The organism is Paraburkholderia sp. RHO2, assembly GCF_050955445.1.
In the GTDB taxonomy this organism is placed as follows: domain Bacteria; phylum Actinomycetota; class Actinomycetes; order Mycobacteriales; family Mycobacteriaceae; genus Prescottella; species Prescottella agglutinans_A.
Genome location: NZ_CP162617.1, coordinates 3,632,365 through 3,656,084 on the forward strand (window position 1 = coordinate 3,632,365; position 23,720 = coordinate 3,656,084).

20 protein-coding genes and 3 tRNA genes are annotated in these 23,720 nt (G+C 67.4%); 9 read left to right on the forward strand and 14 right to left on the reverse strand.

The window, feature by feature from the left end; translation table 11 throughout:
* Window positions 1-44: 44 nt before the first annotated feature.
* On the reverse strand, window positions 45-1,043 hold the full coding sequence (locus ABTV10_RS16895; protein ID WP_499028698.1) for an NAD(P)H-dependent glycerol-3-phosphate dehydrogenase: 999 nt from the start codon (window positions 1,041-1,043) through the stop codon (window positions 45-47).
* 164 nt (window positions 1,044-1,207) lie between these two features.
* Here ABTV10_RS16895 and cofC point away from each other — a divergent pair, with 164 nt between their 5' ends.
* The 3 genes from cofC (at window position 1,208) to ABTV10_RS16910 (ending at window position 5,232) form a co-directional block, all read left to right on the forward strand.
* Complete coding sequence (cofC, locus tag ABTV10_RS16900; RefSeq protein WP_499028699.1) at window positions 1,208-1,924, forward strand: 2-phospho-L-lactate guanylyltransferase; 717 nt, start codon at window positions 1,208-1,210, stop codon at window positions 1,922-1,924.
* Window positions 1,925-2,092: 168 nt separating this feature from the next.
* Window positions 2,093-4,204, forward strand: coding sequence for an RNA degradosome polyphosphate kinase (locus tag ABTV10_RS16905; RefSeq protein WP_499035197.1), 2,112 nt, complete (start codon window positions 2,093-2,095; stop codon window positions 4,202-4,204).
* A 65-nt stretch (window positions 4,205-4,269) separates the two neighbouring features.
* Entirely contained in the window at window positions 4,270-5,232 is a 963-nt protein-coding gene (locus ABTV10_RS16910; protein ID WP_499028701.1) for an NUDIX hydrolase, read from the forward strand.
* Window positions 5,233-5,327: 95 nt separating this feature from the next.
* On the opposite strand, the gene ABTV10_RS16915 is transcribed toward ABTV10_RS16910, so the two are convergent.
* From ABTV10_RS16915 to leuC, 3 genes are all read right to left on the reverse strand, one after another.
* Window positions 5,328-6,038, reverse strand: coding sequence for an HU family DNA-binding protein (locus ABTV10_RS16915; RefSeq protein WP_499028703.1), 711 nt, complete (start codon window positions 6,036-6,038; stop codon window positions 5,328-5,330).
* 156 nt (window positions 6,039-6,194) lie between these two features.
* A complete protein-coding gene (gene leuD / locus ABTV10_RS16920) occupies window positions 6,195-6,806 on the reverse strand; it encodes a 3-isopropylmalate dehydratase small subunit (protein WP_499028705.1) in 612 nt (203 codons plus the stop codon).
* 26 nt (window positions 6,807-6,832) lie between these two features.
* Window positions 6,833-8,257, reverse strand: a complete 1,425-nt coding sequence (gene leuC, locus ABTV10_RS16925) for a 3-isopropylmalate dehydratase large subunit (RefSeq protein ID WP_499028706.1) — start codon at window positions 8,255-8,257, stop codon at window positions 6,833-6,835.
* Window positions 8,258-8,386: 129 nt separating this feature from the next.
* On the opposite strand from leuC, the gene ABTV10_RS16930 reads away from it, so the two are divergent.
* The 3 genes from ABTV10_RS16930 to ABTV10_RS16940 all read left to right on the forward strand — a co-directional run bounded on the left by ABTV10_RS16930 (window position 8,387) and on the right by ABTV10_RS16940 (window position 9,919).
* Window positions 8,387-9,088 carry an IclR family transcriptional regulator gene (locus tag ABTV10_RS16930; RefSeq protein ID WP_433605758.1) on the forward strand — a complete coding sequence of 234 codons (702 nt, stop codon included), beginning with the start codon at window positions 8,387-8,389 and terminating at the stop codon, window positions 9,086-9,088.
* Between the two features lie 90 nt (window positions 9,089-9,178).
* A complete protein-coding gene (locus tag ABTV10_RS16935; RefSeq protein ID WP_499028708.1) occupies window positions 9,179-9,676 on the forward strand; it encodes a pyridoxamine 5'-phosphate oxidase family protein in 498 nt (165 codons plus the stop codon).
* 75 nt (window positions 9,677-9,751) lie between these two features.
* Window positions 9,752-9,919, forward strand: a complete 168-nt coding sequence (locus ABTV10_RS16940) for a DUF5302 domain-containing protein (RefSeq protein WP_433605762.1) — start codon at window positions 9,752-9,754, stop codon at window positions 9,917-9,919.
* A gap of 78 nt (window positions 9,920-9,997) precedes the next feature.
* On the opposite strand, the gene ABTV10_RS16945 is transcribed toward ABTV10_RS16940, so the two are convergent.
* From ABTV10_RS16945 to ABTV10_RS16965, 5 genes are all read right to left on the reverse strand, one after another.
* Window positions 9,998-10,070 (reverse strand) — tRNA-Glu (locus tag ABTV10_RS16945).
* A gap of 27 nt (window positions 10,071-10,097) precedes the next feature.
* Window positions 10,098-10,173 (reverse strand) — tRNA-Glu (locus tag ABTV10_RS16950).
* Window positions 10,174-10,326: 153 nt separating this feature from the next.
* A tRNA-Gln gene (locus ABTV10_RS16955) sits at window positions 10,327-10,398 on the reverse strand.
* 179 nt (window positions 10,399-10,577) lie between these two features.
* A complete protein-coding gene (gene gltX, locus ABTV10_RS16960) occupies window positions 10,578-12,050 on the reverse strand; it encodes a glutamate--tRNA ligase (RefSeq protein ID WP_499028710.1) in 1,473 nt (490 codons plus the stop codon).
* Between the two features lie 100 nt (window positions 12,051-12,150).
* The gene (locus ABTV10_RS16965; RefSeq protein WP_499028711.1) at window positions 12,151-12,924 is read right to left on the reverse strand and encodes a fumarylacetoacetate hydrolase family protein; all 774 of its coding nucleotides are present in this window, start codon (window positions 12,922-12,924) and stop codon (window positions 12,151-12,153) included.
* A gap of 127 nt (window positions 12,925-13,051) precedes the next feature.
* On the opposite strand from ABTV10_RS16965, the gene ABTV10_RS16970 reads away from it, so the two are divergent.
* The gene (locus tag ABTV10_RS16970; RefSeq protein ID WP_499028714.1) at window positions 13,052-14,254 is read left to right on the forward strand and encodes an MFS transporter; all 1,203 of its coding nucleotides are present in this window, start codon (window positions 13,052-13,054) and stop codon (window positions 14,252-14,254) included.
* A gap of 61 nt (window positions 14,255-14,315) precedes the next feature.
* Here the strand turns inward: ABTV10_RS16970 and ABTV10_RS16975 are convergent, their stop codons facing one another.
* From ABTV10_RS16975 to ABTV10_RS16995, 5 genes are all read right to left on the reverse strand, one after another.
* Window positions 14,316-15,329 (reverse strand): 3-isopropylmalate dehydrogenase, encoded by a 1,014-nt coding sequence (locus ABTV10_RS16975; protein WP_433605768.1) that lies wholly within the window; start codon window positions 15,327-15,329, stop codon window positions 14,316-14,318.
* Between the two features lie 85 nt (window positions 15,330-15,414).
* Window positions 15,415-17,007, reverse strand: a complete 1,593-nt coding sequence (gene serA, locus ABTV10_RS16980) for a phosphoglycerate dehydrogenase (RefSeq protein ID WP_433605770.1) — start codon at window positions 17,005-17,007, stop codon at window positions 15,415-15,417.
* 314 nt (window positions 17,008-17,321) lie between these two features.
* Entirely contained in the window at window positions 17,322-18,323 is a 1,002-nt protein-coding gene (gene ilvC, locus ABTV10_RS16985) for a ketol-acid reductoisomerase (protein WP_499035199.1), read from the reverse strand.
* Window positions 18,324-18,399: 76 nt separating this feature from the next.
* Complete coding sequence (gene ilvN / locus ABTV10_RS16990; RefSeq protein WP_127914331.1) at window positions 18,400-18,903, reverse strand: acetolactate synthase small subunit; 504 nt, start codon at window positions 18,901-18,903, stop codon at window positions 18,400-18,402.
* The gene (locus ABTV10_RS16995; RefSeq protein ID WP_499028717.1) at window positions 18,900-20,849 is read right to left on the reverse strand and encodes an acetolactate synthase large subunit; all 1,950 of its coding nucleotides are present in this window, start codon (window positions 20,847-20,849) and stop codon (window positions 18,900-18,902) included. Before ABTV10_RS16995 ends, ilvN begins: the two co-directional genes overlap by 4 nt.
* A gap of 293 nt (window positions 20,850-21,142) precedes the next feature.
* Between ABTV10_RS16995 and ABTV10_RS17000 the strand changes: the two genes are divergently transcribed.
* Window positions 21,143-21,625, forward strand: coding sequence for a PH domain-containing protein (locus ABTV10_RS17000; protein ID WP_499028719.1), 483 nt, complete (start codon window positions 21,143-21,145; stop codon window positions 21,623-21,625).
* Window positions 21,626-21,827: 202 nt separating this feature from the next.
* Window positions 21,828-23,669 carry a dihydroxy-acid dehydratase gene (gene ilvD / locus ABTV10_RS17005; RefSeq protein WP_499028721.1) on the forward strand — a complete coding sequence of 614 codons (1,842 nt, stop codon included), beginning with the start codon at window positions 21,828-21,830 and terminating at the stop codon, window positions 23,667-23,669.
* The last annotated feature ends 51 nt before the right edge of the window (window positions 23,670-23,720 follow it).

Here is a 23,720-nt window from a genome sequence, read left to right on the forward strand (position 1 = left end):
CTCGCACCGAACCGACCGAGTATGCCGATTCGTCCGCCCGGGGGCTACTCGGGCTTGATCCGGCGACCGAGGAGCATGCCGACCGCGTCGTGCACGGACATGCCCTCGTGGCACACCCGGTGGACGGCGTCGGTGAGCGGCATCTCGACGCCGTTCGCCGCGGCCAGTGCCCGGATGGACGTGCAGGACTTGACTCCCTCCGCGATCTGCCCGTGCGTGGCCGCCTGTGCGCTCTCGAGCGACCCGCCGAGCCCGAGCCGCTCGCCGAACGAGCGGTTGCGCGAGAGCGGTGACGTGCACGTCGCGACCAGATCGCCGACACCGGCGAGTCCCGCCAGCGTCGCCGCGTGCGCGCCCAACGCGACACCGAGTCGGATGATCTCGGCAAGCCCCCGGGTGATGAGGCTGGCAATGGTGTTCTCGCCCAGACCGATCCCCGACGCCATGCCGCACGCCAGCGCGATGACGTTCTTGCACGCGCCGCCGATCTCGCACCCGATCACGTCGGTGTTCGTGTAAGGCCGGAAATATCCTGTTGCACAAGACTTCTGGATCGCCATCGCACGTGCTTCATCGGTGCACGCCACGACGGTGGCAGCGGGCTGTTCCAGCGCGATCTCCCGGGCGAGGTTCGGCCCCGACAAGACCGCGACCCGGGACGGGTCGACCGAAGCGACCTGGGAAATCACCTCACTCATCCGCAGCAGCGTGACGCTCTCGATTCCCTTGGCCAGACTCAGCAGCGTCGCGTCCGGACCGATGGCACCCGCCCAGCGCTCGAGATTTCCGCGCAGCGACTGGGACGGCACCGCGAGCACCACCAGATCGGCGCCGGCGAGGGCCTCCTCGTGGTCGGCGGTCGCCGTCACCGAGGACGGCAGCACGATCCCGGGCAGGTAGTCGGGGTTCTCGTGACGCGAGACGACGGCGTCCGCCACCTCGGTCCGCCTCGCCCACAACGTGACATCGGTACCTGCGTCCGCGAGCACCTTCGCGAATGCCGTCCCCCACGAACCCGCCCCCAACACCGCGGCTTTGCTCACGCCGTCCCCTCCGATCCGCGCTCACCACTCGTGTCGTTCACTGCCCACACCGTCCCGCCGCCGACCTGCCCGCTTCGATGACTGCTCGAGAACACGATATCTCCCCCGGGCGGTCGGGTCGCCGGTCGCGAGCCCGCCGCGACGCTGCTGGCAAGATTGCGCGCATGGAGGCGCAGCACCGACCGGAGCGAGCGGCGCACACCCATGTCCTGATCGCCGTCAAGGAACTGCGCCTCGCGAAGTCGCGGCTCGCCGAATCACTGTCCGCCGCCGACCGCACCGATCTGGTCGCGGCGATGCTCCGCGACACGCTGGCCACCCTCGTCGGCGCCGCGATCGGGACCGGCCCGCGCTCGGGGATCACCGTTGTCACGCCCGATCCAGCAGTGACCGCGATCGCGGACGAATACGGCGTGCGGCACTGGCCCGACCCTCCGCGAGCGCGCGCCGACGCATCGGGCCTCAATGCCGCCCTCGTCGCCGCCGAGGCCGGACTGGGCGTGGATCCCGACGAGACCGACCTCGTCGCGCTGCAGGCGGATCTCCCCGCCTTGCGCGCCGGCGAACTACTCGACGCGCTCGCGGCGGCCCGGCGGGTCGGGCGTGCAATCGTCGTCGACCACACGGGCAGCGGAACCGCCGCACTGTTCGCGTGCGGGCCGGGCACCACCCTCGATCCACGGTTCGGCTCGAATTCCGCTGCCCGCCACATCGCATCGGGCGCGCACGCGCTCGACGGCGACTGGCCAGGGCTGCGTCAGGACGTGGACACTGTCGCCGATCTCACCGCCGCGACTCGACTCGGTCTCGGACCGACGACTCTCGCAGTGCTCGAGCGCATCGCGTGTACATCCGGTGTCCGACGCCCCCTGTTGCCGTGAACTGCTCGTGATCGATTGTCGTGCCTGCAATTCTCGAGGGATGATCGAGGCGTGAGCAACGGGAGAGCACTCGAGCGACGCACGGATTCCGACCGACCCGAGGAGAACGCCTCCGGGACCGACCGGAAGGTTCCGGTAAGCAGTTCCGACGGCGGTCACTCGCCCAGCATCCCGACCGCGCCGCCGGCGGCGACACCGACCGGGACGGAGGACGGCGGGCTGCCCGCCGCCCGCTACCTGAACCGCGAACTGAGTTGGCTCGACTTCAACTCGCGCGTACTCGCGCTCGCCGAGGACACGTCGCTGCCGCTCCTCGAGCGCGCGAAGTTCCTCGCGATCTTCGCCTCGAACCTCGACGAGTTCTACATGGTCCGGGTGGCGGGCCTCAAGCGTCGCGACGAAACCGGCCTGTCCGTCCGGTCCGCCGACGGACTCTCGCCCCGTGAGCAATTGGCGTTGATCGGATCCCGGACCCAGGAGATCTCGTACAAGCACGCCCGGGTCTTTCTCGACTCCGTGCGTCCCGCGCTTGCCGCCGAGGGAATCTCGATCATCGGCTGGCCCGAGCTCGACACCGAGGAACGTCGCCGGCTGTCGAGTTACTTCCACGAGCAGGTCTTCCCGGTCCTGACACCGCTCGCCGTCGATCCGGCGCACCCGTTCCCCTACATCAGCGGGCTGAGCCTGAACCTCGCCGTCACGGTGAAGGACGCGACCACCGGGGGTGAGCACTTCGCCCGCGTAAAGGTTCCCGACAACGTCGACCGCTTCGTACGCGTCACGCGCACCGGCGATTCCACGGGGTCCATTCCCGCGTTCCTGCCGACCGAGGACCTCATCGCCGCGCACCTCGACGTGCTGTTCCCCGGCATGGAGGTCGTCGAGCACCATGCCTTCCGAATCACCCGCAACGCCGACTTCGAGGTCGAGGAGGATCGGGACGAGGACCTCCTCCAGGCACTCGAACGCGAACTCGCCCGACGGCGGTTCGGGTCTCCGGTCCGGCTGGAAGTCGCCGACGACATGACCGAGCACATGCTCGACCTGCTGTTGCGCGAACTCGACGTCGATCCGAACGACGTCATCCAAGTTCCTGGCCTACTTGATCTTTCGTCGCTCTGGCAGGTGTACGGCGTCGATCGGCCGAACCTCAAGGATGCCCCGTTCGTCCCCGCGACCCACCCGGCGTTCGGCGAGCGGGAAACCCCCAAGAGCGTCTTCTCGACGTTGCGTGACGGCGATGTCCTCGTCCAGCATCCGTACGACTCGTTCTCGACGAGCGTGCAGCGGTTCATCGAGCAGGCGGCGGCCGACCCGCAGGTCCTGGCGATCAAACAGACGCTGTACCGGACCTCCGGTGACTCACCGATCGTCAACGCCCTCGTCGCCGCTGCCGAGGCCGGTAAGCAGGTGGTCGCGCTCGTCGAGATCAAGGCTCGGTTCGACGAACAGGCGAACATCAAATGGGCGCGCAAGCTCGAACAGGCCGGCGTCCACGTCGTCTACGGTCTCGTGGGACTGAAGACCCACTGCAAGACATGCCTCGTGGTTCGCCGCGAGGGTTCGACGATCCGCCGCTACTGCCACATCGGAACCGGCAACTACAACCCGAAGACCGCGCGACTGTACGAGGACGTCGGTCTGCTGACCGCCGCTCCCGAGATCGGCGCCGACCTGACCGATCTGTTCAACTCGCTCACCGGTTACTCGCGGAAATCGCAGTACCGCAACCTGCTCGTCGCGCCGTACGGCGTGCGCGCCGGAATCATCGCCCGCATCGAGCGCGAGATCGAGCACAAGAAGGCGGGGCGCGAAGCCGGGATCCGGCTCAAGGCCAACGCCCTCGTCGACGAGCAGGTGATCGACGCGCTGTACCGCGCGTCGCGTGCCGGCGTGCCGGTCCAGGTCGTCGTCCGCGGCATCTGCGCCCTCAAGCCGGGTGTTCCCGGCCTGAGCGAAAACATCGAGGTCCGGTCCATCCTCGGCCGGTTCCTCGAGCACTCCCGCATCATGCATTTCCGTGCGGCGAACGAGTTCTGGATCGGAAGCGCGGACATGATGCACCGCAACCTCGATCGGCGCGTCGAAGTGATGGCCCAGGTCAAAGATCCCCGGCTCACCCGACAGCTCGACGAGATCTTCGAATCGGCCCTCGATCCAACCACTCGCTGCTGGGTACTGCAGCCCGACAGCAGTTGGCTGGCATCGCCGGCCCGCGGCGAGAAGGTCCGTGAACACCAGGAGGAGATGATGCGCCGCCGACGGTCCGTCACCGCCTGACCGACACCCAGCCCTGCCGCCTGCCTAGCACCGCGAACACGTGGTCGAGGGAAGGAACGAAGCCCTTGAGTCCTGAGAAGCCGCGTCCCGACAAACCGACAACCGACAAACCGGTCAAAGCAAATATCTTCGCGGCGGGCGCAGTCCTGTGGCGGAAGTCTCCTTCGAACCCGTACGAGATCGAAATCGCCGTCATTCACCGTCCACGGTATGACGACTGGTCATTTCCCAAGGGAAAACTCGATCCCGGCGAAACGGCGATTGTGGCGGCTGTGCGCGAGATCCAGGAAGAAACCGGGATCAACGCCCAATTGGGTCGACACCTGTCAGGTGTGACATATCCGATACCTGGGCACCGCAAACTCAAGCGCGTCGAATACTGGGCCGCCGAGGGGGTATCCGGAGAGTTCACGCCCAACGACGAGGTCGACGAGCTGCGGTGGCTCGCTCCGGACCGCGTCGCCGAACAATTGTCCTATCCGATGGATCGCACGATCCTGAGACGATTCGCAGCGCTCCCGCCCGACACGACGACGGTGCTGCTCGTCCGGCACGCCAAAGCTGGAAGCAGCAAGAACTACGCCGGCGACGACACCCTGCGTCCCCTCGACGAGAAGGGTCGAGTTCAGGCGAAAGCGCTTGTGCCACAACTGCGGGCGTTCGGAGCGAGCGAGATCTGCTCGGCCGACCGCACCCGCTGCGTCGAAACGGTCGAACCTCTCGCTGCGGAAATCGGCGTCCCCATCCGGCTCGAGCCGCTGCTGTCGGAGGAGGGCTACGCGGCCGATCCGTCAGGCGCGCGGGCCCGCGCACGCAAGATCGCGGCGATGGGCGGCGTCCAGGTGATCTGCAGTCAGGGCGGCGTCATTCCCGATCTGATGCAATGGTGGGCCGAACGTGACGGTATCCAGTTACCGCCGGCACGAAATCGCAAGGCGAGTACCTGGGTGCTGTCCCTGTCCGGTGGCCGACTCGTGGCCGCCGACCATATCGACAGCCCACTTCCGGTCGTACGCAAGGCGAATTGATTCGCCACACCAAGACAACTCGGCGGCCACGGGAGAAATCCCGTGGCCGCCGAGTCAGTTACGGAGTGTTCCGTTGACGCTGTGACGCCGCAGTTCTACTTGCGGGCGGTGCGCTTGGCCGGAGCCTTCTTGGCCGCGGTCTTCTTCGCTGCGGTCTTGGCGGGAGCCTTGGCCGCGGTCTTCTTCGCGACGGTCTTCTTCGCAACGACCTTCTTGGCGGGAGCCTTGGCCGCGGTCTTCTTCGCCGCGGTCTTGGCCGGAGCCTTGGCCGCGGTCTTCTTCGCGACGGTCTTCTTCGCAACGACCTTCTTGGCGGGAGCCTTGGCCGCGGTCTTCTTCGCCACGGTCTTGGCCGGAGCCTTGGCCGCGGTCTTCTTCGCCACGGTCTTGGCCGGAGCCTTGGCCGCGGTCTTCTTGGCCGCCGTCTTCTTCGCGGCGGTCTTCTTGGCCGCCGTCTTCTTGGCTGCAGCCTTCTTCACCGGCTCAGCCGCACCACGCTTGACGGCCGGGCCGCTGGACGGCAGCTTCTGGCCGCCGGCGATGAGCGCCTTGAACTGCGCGCCCGGGCGGAAAGCCGGAACCGACGTCGGCTTGACCTTGACCGTCTCACCGGTGCGCGGGTTGCGTGCGACGCGAGCCGCGCGGCGACGCTGCTCGAAGACACCGAATCCGGTGATGGTGACACTGTCCCCGGCGTGGACGGCCCGCACGATGGTGTCGACGACATGCTCGACAGCCTCGGTGGCGGTGCGCCGATCCGTGCCCAGTTTCTCGGTCAGAACATCGATGAGCTCTGCCTTGTTCATGGAAATTCCTCCGCAAACTAATGGTCCACCGTCGGACCGACTACGAACTACGGTAAACCCGAAATCGGCAAGAGTCTATGTGGCACGCCAATTCTCATCAAGCGCGGCCCCCCGATCTGTGGTAGATCGGGGGGCCGCGTCAGCTTTCCGATTGCGTCAATTGTCGTCTGCAACGCGCGCGGGAAGCGTCGCAGGTTTCCATGACGGCCTTGACTTTTCGAACTCCGAAATCGCGTCTACCTGGCGCAACGTGAGTCCGATGTCGTCGAGACCCTCGAGCAGGCGCCACCGCGTGTAGTCGTCAATTTCGAAGCGCACCACCGTCGTTCCGGCGGTCACCGTCTTGTCCTCGAGGTTCACGACGAGCTCGAGACCCGGCTCCTCCTCGAGGAGCTTCCACAGCATCTCGACGTCACTCTGATCGACCTGAGCGGCGAGCAGACCGGCCTTGCCGGCGTTGCCGCGGAAGATGTCGGCGAAGCGCGACGCGATGACGACGCGGAAACCGTAGTCCGACAGCGCCCAGACGGCGTGCTCACGGGACGAGCCGGTGCCGAAGTCGGGGCCGGCGACCAGAACGGAGCCCTTGTCGTACGGCGCGACGTTGAGAATGAACCCGGGGTCCGTACGCCAGGCGGCGAACAGACCGTCCTCGAAACCGCTGCGAGTCACGCGCTTCAGGTACACCGCGGGGATGATCTGGTCGGTGTCCACGTTGGACCGGCGCAGAGGAACACCGATTCCCTTATGAGTGGTAAAGGCTTCCATCGATTTTCTCCTAGTTCCCTTGCGCCCTATGCCAGGTCTGCCGGTGCCGAGAGCGTTCCCCGGACCGCGGTCGCCGCGGCGACCGCGGGAGACACGAGATGCGTGCGACCACCCTTACCTTGGCGGCCTTCGAAATTGCGGTTGGACGTCGACGCCGAACGCTCCCCCGGGGCCAACTGGTCCGGGTTCATGCCCAGACACATCGAGCACCCCGCCTGACGCCATTCCGCACCTGCCGTGGTGAAGATCTCACCGAGACCCTCCTCCTCCGCCTGGGCCCGCACCCGCATCGATCCGGGGACGATCAGCATCCGGACGCCCTCTGCGACACGACGCCCCTTCAGGACGTCGGCGACGGCGCGCAGGTCCTCGATACGGCCGTTGGTGCACGATCCGACGAAGACGGTGTCGACGGGCACCTCGCGCAGCGGCGTACCGGGCTCCAATCCCATGTAGGCCAGAGCCTTCTCCGCCGCTAGGCGCTCGCTCTCGTCGGCGATATCGGCCGGGTTCGGCACCGAATCACCCAGCGGAGCACCCTGACCGGGGTTGGTACCCCAGGTAACGAACGGCGTCAGCGACGCCGCGTCGATGTGGACCTCGGCATCGAAGACGGCGTCGTCGTCGGTCCTGAGCTGATTCCAGGCAGCAACGGCCGCATCCCAATCGGCGCCCTGCGGTGCGTGCGGACGACCCTTGATGAACTCGTAGGTGATCTCGTCCGGGGCGATCATGCCGGCGCGTGCGCCCGCCTCGATCGACATGTTGCAGATCGTCATCCGGGCTTCCATGGACAGCTTCCGGATGGCCTCGCCGCGATATTCGAGGACATACCCCTGTCCTCCACCGGTACCGATCTTCGCGATCACGGCGAGGATCAGGTCCTTGCTCGTGACACCGGGCGGCAGTTCGCCGTCGACCGTGATCGCCATGGTCTTGAACGGCCGCAGCGACAGCGTCTGGGTCGCCATCACGTGTTCGACCTCGCTGGTGCCGATTCCCATTGCGAGAGCACCGAATGCGCCGTGCGTGGACGTGTGGCTGTCACCACAGACGACGGTCGTGCCGGGCTGGGTCAGGCCGAGCTGCGGGCCGACCACGTGGACGATGCCCTGGTCCAGATCGCCCATGGGGTGCAGGCGAACCCCGAACTCCTCACAGTTCTTCCGCAGAGTGTCGACCTGGGTCCGCGAGACCGGGTCCGCGATCGGCTTGTCGATGTCGACCGTCGGGACGTTGTGGTCCTCGGTGGCGATCGTGAGGTCCGGGCGGCGCAGCTTGCGACCGGCGAGCCGGAGTCCGTCGAATGCCTGCGGGCTGGTGACCTCGTGCACAAGGTGCAGGTCGATGTAGATCAGGTCCGGCTGCCGCGCCGCACCCTCACCCTCGCCGCGCACGACTACGTGCTCGTCCCACACCTTCTCGGCCAGAGTGCGTCCTCTGTGAGCCATCTTCTCCACCTCTGTGATCAGGATGTCGCGTCGCCGGGTTTCAGGGCCGACCCGTGTCGCGTGATGTGTCGAACCATCCGCCGCCGCATTCGGTTATGATCCCAATATGCGAGAACAGAGTATCGACCTATGAGACAGCATAGCGGTATCGGAGTCCTTGACAAAGCAATGGGCGTACTGCACGCAGTGGCCGAACAGCCGTGCAGCCTCACCGAACTGTGCAATCGGACCGGTCTCCCTCGCGCCACCGCACACCGGCTCGCGGTGGGCCTCGAGGTCCACCGACTCCTCACCCGTGACGCGGACGGCCTCTGGTGCCCCGGTCCCGGATTGAGCGAACTCGCCGCGAGCGCGAGCGATCCTCTCGTCGACGCCGCCGCCCTCGTCCTGCCGCGCCTCCGCGAGATCACCGGCGAGAGCGTTCAGCTGTACCGGCGCGAAGGCACGCAACGCGTGTGCGTCGCCTCCATGGAACCACCGGCCGGGCTACGGGACACCGTCCTCGTGGGTGCCCGACTGCCGATGACGGCGGGATCCGGAGCCAAGGTTCTCCTGGCGTGGGCCGATCCCCAGACGCAGCGCGCCATCCTGCCCGACGCCTCGTTCGGCGAACGGGTGCTCGTCGAGGTCCGACGCCGTGGCTGGGCCCAGAGCGCCGCCGAGCGCGAACCGGGCGTGGCCAGTGTCGCGGCACCGGTGCGCGACGCGGCCGGCAACGTCGTCGCCGCGATCTCGGTGTCGGGTCCGATCGACCGGATGGGCCGACGCCCGGGCGCCCGATGGGCCGCCGACCTGCTGGCCGCAGCCGACGCCCTCCACAAGCGCCTGTAGCGGCCGCGGCGGACCCACTCGACGTCCAGGAAAGTGATTCGTGGCACAGTCTTTCGCAGGAGCGAAATTCAGTCGAGTGGAGGAACTGCTGTGGGAACAAACCAGCGCGGCCAGATCACGATGACGGACGCCGAGATCACCGAGTTCGTCGAACGGAGTCGGGTCGCGACGATGGCGACGATCGGACCGAGCGGCACGCCGCATCTCGTCGCCATGTGGTACGCCGTGATCGACGGTGAGCTGTGGTTCGAGACCAAGGCGAAGTCCCAGAAGGCCGTCAACCTCCGCCGCGACGGCCGGCTCACGATGATGATCGAGGACGGCGACACCTACGACACATTGCGCGGCGTCTCGATCGAGGGCCGCGGCGAGATCGTCGACGACCCCGAGGCGCTGTTCAAGGTGGGCATCAGCATCTGGGAGCGCTACACGGGCCCGTACTCGGAGGACGTCAAGCCCGCCGTCGAGATGATGCTGCACAAGCGGGTCGCGGTCCGGGTGGTCCCGGACCGGGTCCGGTCGTGGGATCACCGCAAGCTCGGGCTGCCCGAGATGCCGGTCGGTGGCTCGACCGCTGCCTACCTCTAGGCCGCGATTAATCACGCGACTCCTCCTTCCCTCGGCGGTACATTTCGGAGTACCCACGAGCGGGAGGAGGACGACGTGACCGAAGCAGGGACCGACGACATCAAACGCAAGTTCCGTGAGGCACTCGATCGCAAGAATCACCGGCAGTCGAACACGACGGCACACTTGGACGGACAGTCGAAGGTGCACGACGCCCACGCCAGTGCCGATCACAAGCGCGAGTTCCGCCGCAAGAGCGGGTAACGGGTCGAGCGGCCACTCGAAGAAGGTCGCACGAACGAGAACACCCTCCGATCGCATGATCGGAGGGTGTTCTCCTTGTAGCCCCGACGGGATTTGAACCCGCGCTACCGCCTTGAGAGGGCGGCGTCCTAGGCCGCTAGACGACGGGGCCAGGACTGTGTTTTCTGCAAGATCTCCGTGGTAGCCCCGACGGGATTTGAACCCGCGCTACCGCCTTGAGAGGGCGGCGTCCTAGGCCGCTAGACGACGGGGCCGAGAACTTGCATCGAACACTGTATGACTGCGCAACTCTCGCGAGCAAATCGCAGTATCTGTACCGCAACACCTTGCAAGCGAGGCGCCGTGGCTGGAAGACCCGGAAATCCGAGGCTCACCGAAATCCTGAGGCTTTCACCTCGGGACTTCCGCTGGGGTACCAGGACTCGAACCTAGAATGGCTGAACCAGAATCAGCTGTGTTGCCAATTACACCATACCCCAATGGTTTGTTCCTTCGGCCCGCCCTGCGGGCGTTGTGGCCTCCGTTCCGAACCGAGAAGAAGATTAGCACCAACCCCTCGCCGAACTACAAATCGGCAGGTCAGGGCCGGTAAATCGCATCGAAGACGCGCTCGGCCCGCGCCGGGGGTACCGGCGCGGGCCGAGATTCGCAGATCCCGTCAGGCGATCTGCGCGCGAGCCGAACGCAACCGCGCCAGGGTCGTCTCGCGTCCCAGCAACTCCATCGACTCGTACAGCGGCGGGCTGATGTGCGATCCGGTGAGCGCCACGCGTACGGGAGCGAAGGCCTTGCGCGGCTTGAGTTCGAGCTTCTCGATCAGCGCGGCCTTGAGCGCCTCCTCGAGATCCGCGGTCGCCCAGGTGGGCAGTGAATCGAGCGCAGCGATGGTCTCGTCGAGCACCGGCGCGGCGTCGGCACCCAGGTTCTTGGCCGCGGCCGCCGGATCGATCGCGAACTCCGACTCGTCGACCAGCAGGAACTTCAGCAGGTCCCAGGCATCCGAGAGCACGACGATGCGGGTCTGCACCAGATCGGCCGCGACGTCGAACTGTTCAGCCGTCAGAGCGTCGACGGGGTGACCGTGCGTGGTCAGGTACGACCGCAGCCGCGCCGAGAAGTCGGCCGGCTCGAGCAGGCGGATGTGCTCGGCGTTGATCGCGTCGGCCTTCTTCTGGTCGAAGCGCGCGGGATTGGAGTTGACCTTGGAGATGTCGAACGCGGCGACCATCTCGTCCAGGGAGAAGACGTCGTGGTCGTCGGCGATGCTCCATCCCAGCAGGGCCAGGTAGTTCAGCAGGCCCTCCGGAATGAAACCGCGATCGCGATGGATGAAGAGATTCGACTCGGGATCACGCTTGGACAGCTTCTTGTTGCCCTGCCCCATCACGAACGGCAGATGGCCGAATTCCGGTGTGAAATCGGCGACACCGATGCGCTGGAGCGCCTCGTACAGCGCGAGCTGACGCGGCGTCGACGACAGCAGATCCTCGCCGCGCAGGACGTGCGTGATCTTCATCAGAGCGTCGTCGACCGGGTTGACGAGCGTGTAGAGCGGAATACCGTTGCCGCGGGTGAGCGCGAAGTCCGGCACCGAGCCGGCCTTGAACGTCGTCTCGCCGCGCACCAGGTCGTTCCACGTCAGATCGTGGTCCGGCATCCGCAGGCGCACGACGGGCTTGCGCCCCTCGTCGAGGTACGCCTGAACCTGCTCGGGCGTCAGGTCGCGATCGAAGTTGTCGTAACCCAGCTTGGGATCGCGGCCGGCGGCCTTGTGCCGCGCCTCCACCTCCTCGGGGGTCGAGAAGGACTCGTACGCCTCGCCCGCCTCGACGAGGCGACGAACCACGTCGAGGTGCAGGTCACGCCGCTGCGACTGCCGGTACGGCTCGTACGGCCCGCCCACCTCCGGGCCCTCGTCCCAGCTCAGTCCGAGCCAGCGCAGTGCGTCCAGGATCGCCTGGTACGACTCCTCCGTGTCACGGGCGGCGTCCGTGTCCTCGATGCGGAACACGAACGTGCCACCGTGGTGACGTGCGAACGCCCAGTTGAACAGGGCGGTTCGGACGAGCCCGACGTGCGGGGTGCCGGTGGGTGACGGACAGAAACGGACGCGTACTTCGCTGGTGGTCATGGCTCACTTCGGGTCGACACTGCCAGGCGCTGCCGGGCGTGGTCATCTACGGGAACGGACCCTTACAGGCTAGTCCGCGCCCACCGTGAGCGGTATCCGATCAGCGCTTGGCGGCAACCGGATTGGTCAACGTGCCGATCCCCTCGACCGTGACGCTCACCGACTGACCGTCGACGATCGGGCCGACCCCCTCGGGCGTGCCGGTGAGAATGACGTCACCCGGCAGCAGCGTCATAACCGTGGACACCCACTCGATGACCTTCGGGATGTCGTGCAGCAGAAGCGAAGTACGGCTGCGCTGCTTGACCTCGCCGTTGACTTCGGTCCTGACCTCGACGTCGGAGACGTCGAGGTTCGTCTCGATCCACGGACCGAGCGGGCAGAACGTGTCGTAACCCTTGGCCCGCGTCCACTGGCCGTCGTGACGCTGCTGATCGCGAGCGGTGACGTCGTTCGCGACGGTGTAACCGAGGATGACGTCGCGCGCCTTGGCTGCGGGAACGTCCTTGCAGGGGCGACCGATGACGACGGCCAGTTCGCCCTCGTAGTGCACCTCGTTGGACGACGGCGGCAGCACGATCGGGGCGCCCGGCCCGACGATCGAGGTGTTCGGCTTGATGAAGATGACCGGATCCTCCGGCGCCTCGCCGCCCATCTCGGCAGCGTGCGCAGCGTAGTTCTTGCCGATGCAGATCACCTTGCTCGCGAGGATCGGCGCCAGCAGGCGGACGTCCGCGAGCGGCCAGCTACGCCCGGTGAAAGTCGGTGTACCGAAGGGATGTTCGGCGATCTCCTTCGCAGTCTGCGCGTCGCCCTCCCCCTCGATGGACACGAAGGCAACTCCGTCGGGACTGGCAATTCGACCTAGGCGCATGGGGCCGAGTCTATCGAGTCACGCCACACCGAACCGGCGGACCCGTCGCGCGCCGGTCGCCCGAAGGTCTACACTCCGAGACGTATCCACATTTTAAGACATTCATTTCACATTCTGGGATGGCATCGTGAGCGAGACGAGAACTCGGGAATTGCAGACGAACGCGCTGCACCGCTGGTCGATGCTGGGACTCGGCGTGCTCGCGCAGGCTGCGGGGGCCGTGTTTTCGAACGCGCCGGCCTTCCTGCTGCCCACCCTGCAGCACGCCCAGGGCATGGACCTGTCGCGCGCCGGACTCGTCGTCGCCACACCGACCGTCGGCTTCCTCGTCAGCCTCATGGCGTGGGGTGCCGTCGTCGACCGCATCGGCGAGCGTCGCGTCCTGGTGATCGGCATGGCGACCACGGCGCTCGCCGGTGCCGGCGCCGCGTTCAGCTCGTCGTTCGTCATGCTGGGCGTGTTCCTGCTGATCGGCGGCATGGCCGCATCGAGCGCGAACGCCGCCAGCGGACGGGTCGTGGTCGGATGGTTCCCTCCCGAGCGCCGCGGCCTCGCGATGGGTATCCGCCAGATGGCACTGCCCCTGGGCGTGGCGGTCGCCGCGCTGACCGTTCCCCGGGTCGCCGAAACCCACGGTGTCGGTTGGGCGTTGGCCCTGCCGACCGCTGTGACGTTCGTCGCAGCGGTGGCGTGCCTGTTCGTGGTCGACCCACCTCGGCCGGCGCACGCCGCCGCCGAGGAAACCGGCCTGCTGGACAATCCGTACCGGGGATCCAGTGTGCTGTGGCGGATTCACGGCGTTTCCATGCTGCTCGTGGTCCCGCAATACCTGGTGTGGACCTTCGGCCTGTTGTGGCTGATGACGGACCGGGATTGGTCCGCCACCTCCGCGGGCATCCTCATCACGGTCACCCAATTGCTCGGTGCTGCAGGCCGGATCGCCGCCGGCGCCTGGTCCGACCGGGTCGGCAGCCGAATGGGACCGCTGCGCTGGGTGGCGGCCGCGGCAGCGGTGTCCATGGGAGCGCTGGCACTGACGGACTGGCTCGACTCCCCCGCCTCCGTCGCCCTCCTGATGATCGCGTCGGTGATCACGGTGGCGGACAACGGGTTGGCGTTCACGGCCGTCGCCGAGATCGCCGGACCGTACTGGAGCGGCCGTGCACTCGGCGCCCAGAACACCAGCCAGTACCTGGCCGCGTCCGTGGTCCCGCCGGTGTTCGGTGCGCTCATCGCCACCGTCGGCTTCCCGCTGGCCTTCGCGATCACTGCCCTGTTCCCGCTCGTGGGCGTACCGCTGGCGCCCGACGACCATCCCGAACGACGCTGAAACGACCGCGACCGCCACCCGGATTCCGGGTGGCGGTCGCGTATTTCGGGGCTCGGAGCGCCTAGACGGCAGCCGCGATACGGTCCCCGACCTCGGCGGTGACGATCGGGGCGTCGCCACGCGACGCCAGATCCGCCTCGACCGCAGCCTCGATGCGCGCAGCGTCGTCCTCGCGACCGAGGTGACGCAGCAGCATGGCGGCCGACAGGATCGCGGCGGTCGGGTCGGCGATGCCCTGGCCGGCGATGTCCGGTGCCGAACCGTGGACGGGCTCGAACATCGACGGGTTGGTGCCCGACGCGTCGATGTTGCCGCTCGCGGCCAGGCCGATACCACCGGTGACCGCGCCCGCGAGGTCAGTGATGATGTCGCCGAACAGGTTGTCGGTGACGATCACGTCGAAGCGCGCCGGATCGGTGACCATGTAGATGGTCGCCGCATCGATGTGGCAGTACGCCGTCTCGACGTCCGGGTACTCGGCGCCGATGGTCTCCATCGCGCGGGTCCAGATGCGGCCCGCGTTGGAGAGCACGTTGGTCTTGTGGATCAGCGTCAGGTGCTTGCGGCGGGTCTGCGCCAGCTCGTACGCGGCACGCACGACACGCTCGGCGCCGAACCACGTGTTGACCGAGACCTCGGTGGCGACCTCGTGCGGGGTGCCGACGCGGATCGAACCACCGTTGCCGGTGTACGGCCCCTCGGTGCCCTCGCGAACCACGATGAAGTCGATGTCCGGGTTCGCGGCCAGCGGCGAGCTCGAACCCGGGTACGTGCGGGCCGGGCGCAGGTTCACGTGGTGATCGAGCAGGAACCGCATGTTCAGCAGCAGGCCACGCTCGAGAATGCCCGGCGCGACGTAACGCGGATCGCCGATGGCGCCGAGCAGGATCGCATCATGCTGACGGATCGCATCCAGCTCGGACTCCGGCAGCAGGTCGCCGGTCTCGTTGTAGCGCTTGGCGCCGAGGTCGAACTCGGTGGTCTCCACGTCGGGCACCAGCTTCCGCAGCACCTTCAGCGCTTCCGCCGTGACCTCGACACCGATGCCGTCACCGGGGATGACCGCAAGCTTCATGGGGCACACTCTCTTTCGACTGAGAATCCGACGGTGGCCGCGACCGTCCTCGACGATCGCGGCCACCGGGTAGGGATGGGGAGGATCAGGACAGGTCGACCTGCGCGACGCGCGCGTCGAGCTTCTCCACGATCTGCGCGACCTCGGCGTCACCGACGACACGATCGACACGCAGGATGACGGTGGCGCCCTCGCCCTCGACGTCCTGGCTCAGCGCGGCGGCCTGGATGTCGATGCCGGCGGTGCCGAGAACGGTGCCGAGAACACCGAGCACGCCCGGACGATCCGCGTAGTGGACCACGATGTTGTGGCCCTCGGCGCGCAGGTCGAAGCTGCGGCCGTTGATGTTGACGATCTTCTCGACCTGCTGCAGGCCGGTGAGCGCACCCGCGACGGTGGTGACGGTGCCGTCGGCGGCGACCGCGCGGACCTCGACGGCGCTGCGGTGGGTCTGCGCCTCGCTGTGCTTCTCGACCTCGACGCTCACACCGCGCTGCTCGGCGAGCTGCGGGGCGTTGACGAACGTGACGGCCTCGTCGCTGCTCGCGGAGAACAGGCCACGCAGCGCGGCCAGACCCAGGATGTCGACGTTCTCGGCCGACAGCTCGCCGCTCGCGACGACCTGGACGTTCTGGACGGCCTCGGTCGACAGGGTGCCGGCGAGCAGACCCAGCTTGCGGACCAGCTCGAGCCACGGGGCGACCTCTTCGCCGACCGGGCCGCCGGAGACGTTCACGGCGTCCGGCACGAACTCGCCGGCCAGGGCCAGCAGGACGCTCTTGGCGACGTCGGTGCCGGCGCGGTCCTGGGCCTCCGCCGTGGAGGCGCCCAGGTGCGGGGTGACGACGACGTTGTCGAGGTCGAACAGCTTGGAGTCGGTGCACGGCTCGGTGTTGAACACGTCGAGGCCGGCGGCGCGGACCTTGCCGTTCACGAGCGCGTCGTACAGCGCGTCCTCGTCGATCAGGCCACCGCGGGCGGCGTTGACGATGATGACGCCGTCCTTGGCCTTGGCCAGGCGCTCGGCGTTGATGAGGCCCGCCGTCTCCTTGGTCTTGGGCAGGTGGACGGAGATGAAGTCGGCGCGCTCGACCAGCTCGTCGATGTCGACCAGCTCGATGCCCAGCTGCGCGGCGCGAGCGGCCGGCAGGTAGGGGTCGTACGCGATGACGTTGGTCTCGAACGCGGCCAGGCGCTGCGCGAACAGCTGGCCGATGCGGCCCAGGCCGACGACGCCGACCGTCTTGCCGAGGATCTCGGTGCCGTTGAAGCTCGACCGCTTCCAGGTCTTCTCACGAAGCGTGCGGTCGGCGGCCGGAATCTGGCGGGCGGTCGACAGCAGCAGCGAGACGGCGTGCTCGGCAGCCGAGTGGATGTTGGAGGTCGGCGCGTTCACGACCATGACGCCACGCTCGGTGGCGGCCGGGATGTCGACGTTGTCGAGGCCGACACCGGCGCGGCCGACGATCTTCAGCTTGGTCGCGGCGGCGAGTACCTCGGCGTCGACCGTGGTGGCGGAGCGGACGAGCAGGGCGTCGGCCTCGGGCACGGCCGCGAGCAGCGCGGGACGGTCGGGGCCGTCGACCCAGCGCACCTCGACACCGTCACCGAGCGCATCGACGGTCGATTGTGCGAGCTTGTCGGCGATCAGGACAACGGGGCGGCCATTCTGGCTCACGAGTCAACTCCCTAGTTCGGTGTCGGGCTGTGTCAATGTCTTCGTCAGTGTCTTCGGAGAGGTCTTCGCAGATCGTCTTCGAAGGTCGAGCGGGATGTCCACGGCCGGGCACCGCGAAGGCGCGCGCGAAGGGCCGTAGTCGGGAATCAGTTTAGTGGGGCGGACCGAGCGATTCCGCAGGGCGGGTATCCATTACCAGATAGTGGACACCCCGGTGGAGAAATCGGAGATTCGCGCCACACCCCGAAACCACTTCGGCCCGAGGGCCACGCGCAAGGACGCGCGACCCCCGGGCCGAAGCTGTCAGCAGTGGATCAGGCCGTCTCGGTGATCGGACGATCGACCCAGCTCATCAGGTCGCGCAGCTTCTTGCCGGTGACCTCGATCGGGTGCTCGGCGTTCTCCTTGCGGAGCGCCTCGAGCTCCTTGTTGCCGTTCTCGACGTTGGCAACCAGGCGACGGGTGAACTCACCCGACTGGATGTCCGCCAGGATCTCCTTCATGCGCTCCTTGGTGCCGGCGTCGATGACGCGCGGGCCGCTCAGGTAGCCACCGAACTCCGCGGTGTCGGACACCGAGTAGTTCATGCGGGCGATGCCACCCTCGTACATGAGGTCGACGATCAGCTTGAGCTCGTGCAGCACCTCGAAGTACGCCATCTCGGGCGCGTAGCCGGCCTCGACCATGACCTCGAAACCGGTCTTGACCAGTTCCTCGGTGCCGCCGCACAGCACGGCCTGCTCGCCGAAGAGGTCCGTCTCGGTCTCTTCCTTGAACGTGGTCTTGATGACGCCGGCGCGGGTGCCGCCGATGCCCTTCGCGTAGGAGAGCGCCAGGGCCTGGCCCTCGCCCTTCGGGTCCTGGTGAACGGCGATCAGGGCCGGAACGCCCTTGCCGTCGACGAACTGACGACGCACCAGGTGGCCCGGGCCCTTCGGCGCGACCATGCCGACCGTGACGTTCGCCGGGGGCGTGATCAGGTCGAAGTGGATGTTGAGGCCGTGTCCGAAGAACAGCGCGTCGCCGTCCTTCAGGTTCGGCTCGATGTCGTTCTTGAAGATCGACGCCTGAGCGGTGTCGGGAGCGAGCACCATGATGACGTCGGCCCACTCGGCGACCTCTGCCGGCGTGCCCACGGTCAGGCCCTGCTCCTCGGCCTTGGCGCGGGACTTCGAACCCTCCTGGAGACCGATGCGCACATCGACACCGGAATCGCGCAGGCTCAGCGAGTGCGCGTGGCCCTGGCTGCCGTAGCCGATGACCGCGACCTTGCGGCCCTGGATGATCGACAGGTCTGCATCGTCGTCGTAGAACATCTCGACTGCCACAGTTCTTACCTCTCCTCTGGGTTCTATGAACGCTTGATTGTCTGTTGTCGGTGAATGGACGGTTCTAGCGGGTGGCCGTGATGGACTTCGGCCCACGGCCGACCGCCACCACACCGGACTGCACGATCTCGCGGATGCCGAACGGATCGAGCATGCGCAGGAGCGCGTCGAGCTTGGAACGGGTGCCCGTCGCCTCGATCGTGACGGCCTCCGGCGAGACGTCGATCACCTTGGCGCGGAACAGGTTCACGGTCTCGATCACCTGCGTGCGAACGCTCGCGTCGGCCCGGACCTTGATCAGGACCAGCTCACGGGCGACCGAAGCCTCGTTGTCCTGCTCCACGATCTTGATGACGTTGACGAGCTTGTTGAGCTGCTTGGTCACCTGCTCGAGCGGGAACTCGTCGACCGTGACGACGATCGTCATGCGCGAGATGTCCGGGACCTCGGTGCCGCCGACGGCGAGGGACTCGATGTTGAATCCACGGCGGGAGAAAAGTGCAGCGACACGGGCCAGCACGCCCGGCTTGTCCTCGACGAGAACACTGAGGGTGTGGCTGGTGCTCACTTGGTGTCCTCCGTTTCCGTGGCGGCGCCTGCACGCTGCTCACGTTCCATGGCCTCGTGGATGGTTGCGGGCTCGTCCGCAGCCTCGTCTTCGTCGAACAGCGGTCGGATGCCCCGCGCCGCCATGATCTCGTCGTTGCTCGTGCCGGCGGCGACCATCGGCCACACCTGCGCGTCCTTGCCGACGATGAAGTCGATGACGACGGGCTTGTCGTTGATCGACTGCGCGGTGCGGATGGCGTCCTCGACGTCCTCCTCGCGCTCGACACGGATGCCGACGCAGCCCAGCGCCTCGGCGAGCTTGACGAAGTCCGGGATGCGCACGGCGCCGTGCGTTCCCAAGTTCGTGTTGGAGTAACGCTCGTCGTAGAACAGCGTCTGCCACTGACGAACCATGCCCAGGTTGCCGTTGTTGATGAGCGCGACCTTGATCGGCACGCCCTCGACGGCACACGTGGCCAGTTCCTGGTTGGTCATCTGGAAGCAGCCGTCACCGTCGATGGCCCAGACCTCACGGTCCGGCAGGCCCATCTTCGCGCCCATCGCGGCCGGCACGGCGTAGCCCATCGTGCCGAGGCCACCCGAGTTCAGCCACGTGCGCGGCTTCTCGTAGTTGACGAACTGCGCCGCCCACATCTGGTGCTGACCGACACCGGCGCAGTAGATCGCGTCCGGGCCCGCGAGCCGGCCGACGGCCTGGATCACGAACTCGGGCGACAGCGCGCCGTCCGAGGGACGGTCGTATGCCAGCGGGTAGGTACGACGGATCCCGTCGAGGTACGCCCACCACTCGGTGAGATCGAGGGTCGTGCCCGTCGCCTGATCGGCACGGATCGCCTCGATCAGCTCGGTGATGACCTCCTTGCAGTCGCCCACGATCGGGACGTCCGCGTGGCGGTTCTTGCCGATCTCCGCGGGATCGATGTCCGCGTGGATCACCTTCGCGTCCGGCGCGAACGAGTCGAGCTGACCGGTGACACGGTCGTCGAAGCGTGCACCGAGGGTGATCAGCAGGTCGCTCTTCTGCAGCGCGGCGACGGCTGCGACCGTGCCGTGCATGCCCGGCATGCCGCAGTTGAGCTGGTGACTGTCCGGGAACGCTCCGCGCGCCATCAACGTCGTGACGACGGGGATACCGGTCAGCTCGGCGAGTTCGAGCAGCTCGGGCGAGGCGTCTGCCTTGATGACGCCGCCGCCGACGTACAGCACCGGGGACTTCGCGTCGGCGATCAGACGCGCGGCCTCACGCACCTGCTTACCGTGCGGCTTGGTCACCGGACGGTAGCCGGGCAGGTGCATCTCCGGCGGCCACGAGAACGTGGTCTGCGCCTGCAGGATGTCCTTGGGGATGTCGACGAGGACCGCGCCCGGGCGGCCGCTCGACGCGAGGTAGAACGCCTCCGCCAGGATCCGCGGGATGTCGATCCCGTCGGTGATGAGGAAGTTGTGCTTGGTGATCGGCATCGTGATGCCGGAGATGTCGGCTTCCTGGAACGCGTCGGTGCCGATCAGCCCGCGGCCGACCTGTCCGGTGATCGCGACGACCGGGACCGAGTCCATCTGCGCGTCGGCGAGCGGCGTCACCAGGTTGGTCGCACCCGGCCCGGACGTCGCCATGCAGACGCCGACCTTGCCCGTGGCCTGTGCGTAACCGGTCGCGGCGTGACCCGCGCCCTGCTCGTGACGCACCAGGACGTGCCGAACCTTCTGCGAATCGAAGAGCGGGTCGTAGACCGGCAGAACGGCACCGCCCGGGATACCGAACACCGTGTCGACCTCGAGCTCCTCGAGGGCGCGGACCACGGACTGAGCGCCGGTGACCCGCTCGGGGGCGACCTGACGACGGTTACCGGGCTGCGTAGCAGCGGCCCTGCTGTCTCCGGGGGTCGGGCCTGTAGCTCCCGACTTGCGCGGCGTGGGTTGAGGCCGTGCGGTTGGTGCGCTCACTGGAAATCCTCTTTGATTCTGGCTCCGGGCAACAAAAAACCCTCGTCAGCATCAGCTGTACGAGGGTGGCGCGTCGTTATCTGGCGAGTTGTAGGAACCGGCTCAGGCGACGACGCGCCGGCCGATTACGAGCAACTCATTCTGCTTCACGCGCTCGACGGTAGGCGCGCTAATGGTAGACAGTCAACTTTGGTGAGTGCGCTGTCCCAGAATGTAAGATGCCTCGGCTGCAGTGCGAAGATGTAGAGGTGTCATCTCCTCAGCAGCCCGTGCCACCGCAGCCATCATCCCACATGCCCGACGACAGCCGACAGGTCATCCGGATTTCCCCGCTCGCGCTGATCGCGTGCATCTTCCTGCTGTTCTGCATCAGCTTCCCGGTACTCGGGTGGCCTGCAGCCTTCGGCTGGATGCTGGTCATCCCGTTCCTCGTCGGCGCCTGGGTGCTGCGCGTGCGTACCACGGTCACGCCCGACGGGCTCGAGCTGCGCCGCGCCTTCTCCTCGCAGTCCATATCGTGGGATCAGATCAAGGGGTTCCGTTTCCCCAAGCGTGGATGGGCCCGGGCCGACCTCGTCGACGGCACCGAGGTGTCGCTGCCGACCGTGACATTCGGACGGCTCCCCCAGTTGGCCTCGGCGAGTGGTGGGCGCGTCACCGACCCGTACGCCGCGGCCCGCGAGGCAGAGGCACAGAAGGTCCGCACGGAGTCCCCGGAGACGGCCGAATCCCCTGGCACCGACGTGTCCACCGACGCGGAGCCGAATACCGACTGATCCGTGCGCGGGAGTAGCGTCTCACCAGGACGTCTCCCGCTCCCACCGGAGATGACGAGACGGCCACACCAGCCGAAATCGGGTCCAGCCGACCAGCACCTTCACGGGCCCACCCGTTTACGAATTACGCCTGTTACGAATACGCCGCGCTCGGTGTGCACAGCCCGCCGCCGAGAACCGCTGATCGACGAAGGAATCGCCCATGCCCCCGCTCAGGTCACGCACCACCACCGTCGGACGCAACGCTGCCGGAGCCCGCTCGCTGTGGCGCGCTACCGGCATGACGGACTCCGACTTCGGTAAGCCGATCGTCGCGATCGCGAACTCCTACACGCAGTTCGTGCCCGGCCACGTCCACCTGAAGAACGTGGGCGAGATCGTCGCCGAGGCAGTGCGCGCCGCCGGCGGCGTGCCCCGCGAGTTCCACACGATCGCGGTCGACGACGGCATCGCGATGGGCCACGGGGGCATGCTGTACTCCCTCCCGAGCCGCGAGATCATCGCCGACTCCGTCGAGTACATGGTCAACGCCCACACCGCCGACGCGCTGGTGTGCATCTCGAACTGCGACAAGATCACCCCCGGCATGCTCAATGCCGCAATGCGCCTGAACATCCCGACGGTGTTCGTGTCGGGCGGCCCGATGGAGGCCGGCAAGGCCGTCGTCGTGGGCGGCGTCGCGCAGGCCCCCACCGACCTGATCACCGCGATCTCGGCGAGCGCCAACGACTCCGTGTCCGAGGAAGGACTCGAGGAGGTCGAGCGCAGCGCGTGCCCGACGTGCGGTTCCTGCTCGGGCATGTTCACCGCCAACTCGATGAACTGCCTCACCGAGGCACTGGGCCTGGCCCTGCCCGGTAACGGCTCCACGCTGGCCACCCACGAGGCCCGTCGCGCCCTGTTCAGCCGCGCCGGCACCACCGTCGTCGAGGCCGCGCTGCGGTACTACCGCGACGAGGACGAGTCGGTCCTGCCGCGGAACATCGCCTCCCCCAAGGCGTTCCGCAACGCGATGGCGCTCGACGTCGCGATGGGCGGCTCCACCAACACCGTCCTGCACACCCTCGCGGCGGCGCAGGAGGGCGAGGTCGACTTCGACCTGACCACGATCGACGAGATCAGCCGTCGGGTGCCGTGCCTGTCGAAGGTCTCCCCCAACTCGGACTACCACATGGAGGACGTCCACCGCGCCGGTGGCATCCCCGCCATCCTCGGTGAGCTGCGCCGCGCGGGCCTGTTGGAGACCGACGTCTCCACCGTCCACACGGCGAGCTTCGACGAGTGGCTCGACACGTGGGACATCCGCTCCGGCAAGGCGAGTGACGAGGCGATCGAGCTGTTCCACGCCGCACCGGGGGGCGTGCGCACCACCGAGCCGTTCTCGACCGACAACCGCTGGTCGGCACTCGACACCGACGCCGAGGGCGGCTGCATTCGCGACATCGAGCACGCCTACACCGTCGAGGGTGGCCTGTGCGTGCTGCGCGGCAACATCGCCGTCGACGGCGCGATCCTCAAGACCGCCGGCATCGACGAGGACCTGTTCTCCTTCCAGGGCCCGGCCGTCGTCGTCGAGTCCCAGGAGGCGGCCGTCTCGGTGATCCTGCAGAAGCAGATCAAGCCGGGCGACGTCATCGTGGTCCGCTACGAGGGCCCCAAGGGCGGCCCGGGCATGCAGGAAATGCTGCACCCCACCGCGTTCCTCAAGGGCGCCGGTCTCGGCAAGGTGTGCGCGCTGATCACCGATGGCCGCTTCTCCGGCGGCACGTCCGGCCTGTCGATCGGCCACATCTCCCCCGAGGCCGCGTCCGGCGGTGTGATCGGCCTCGTCGAGGACGGTGACCAGATCCGCATCGACGTCGCGACCCGCACCCTCGAGGTCCTCGTCGACGACGAGACCCTGGCGCAGCGCCGCGCCAAGATGGAGGCGTCCGAGCGCCCGTGGCAGCCGGTGGACCGTCAGCGTCCGGTCACCACCGCCCTGCGCGCCTACGCCGCGCTGGCCACCTCGGCCGACAAGGGCGCCGTCCGCCAGGTGCCGTAACCGCCTGCCGCTCCGCTTTTCGCTGTGCCGCGTCCCCGATCGGGGGCGCGG

Bases quoted from the DNA above. Each gene is read 5' to 3' on its own strand.
- cofC (WP_499028699.1), top strand. From the start codon at position 1,208: ATGGAGGCGCAGCACCGACCGGAGCGAGCGGCGCACACCCATGTCCTG.
- ABTV10_RS16915 (WP_499028703.1), bottom strand. From the start codon at position 6,038: ATGAACAAGGCAGAGCTCATCGATGTTCTGACCGAGAAACTGGGCACG.
- leuD (WP_499028705.1), bottom strand. From the start codon at position 6,806: ATGGAAGCCTTTACCACTCATAAGGGAATCGGTGTTCCTCTGCGCCGG.
- leuC (WP_499028706.1), bottom strand. From the start codon at position 8,257: ATGGCTCACAGAGGACGCACTCTGGCCGAGAAGGTGTGGGACGAGCAC.
- ABTV10_RS16930 (WP_433605758.1), top strand. From the start codon at position 8,387: ATGAGACAGCATAGCGGTATCGGAGTCCTTGACAAAGCAATGGGCGTA.
- gltX (WP_499028710.1), bottom strand. From the start codon at position 12,050: ATGACCACCAGCGAAGTACGCGTCCGTTTCTGTCCGTCACCCACCGGC.
- ABTV10_RS16965 (WP_499028711.1), bottom strand. From the start codon at position 12,924: ATGCGCCTAGGTCGAATTGCCAGTCCCGACGGAGTTGCCTTCGTGTCC.
- ABTV10_RS16975 (WP_433605768.1), bottom strand. From the start codon at position 15,329: ATGAAGCTTGCGGTCATCCCCGGTGACGGCATCGGTGTCGAGGTCACG.
- ilvC (WP_499035199.1), bottom strand. From the start codon at position 18,323: ATGTTCTACGACGACGATGCAGACCTGTCGATCATCCAGGGCCGCAAG.
- ABTV10_RS17000 (WP_499028719.1), top strand. From the start codon at position 21,143: ATGCCCGACGACAGCCGACAGGTCATCCGGATTTCCCCGCTCGCGCTG.
- ilvD (WP_499028721.1), top strand. From the start codon at position 21,828: ATGCCCCCGCTCAGGTCACGCACCACCACCGTCGGACGCAACGCTGCC.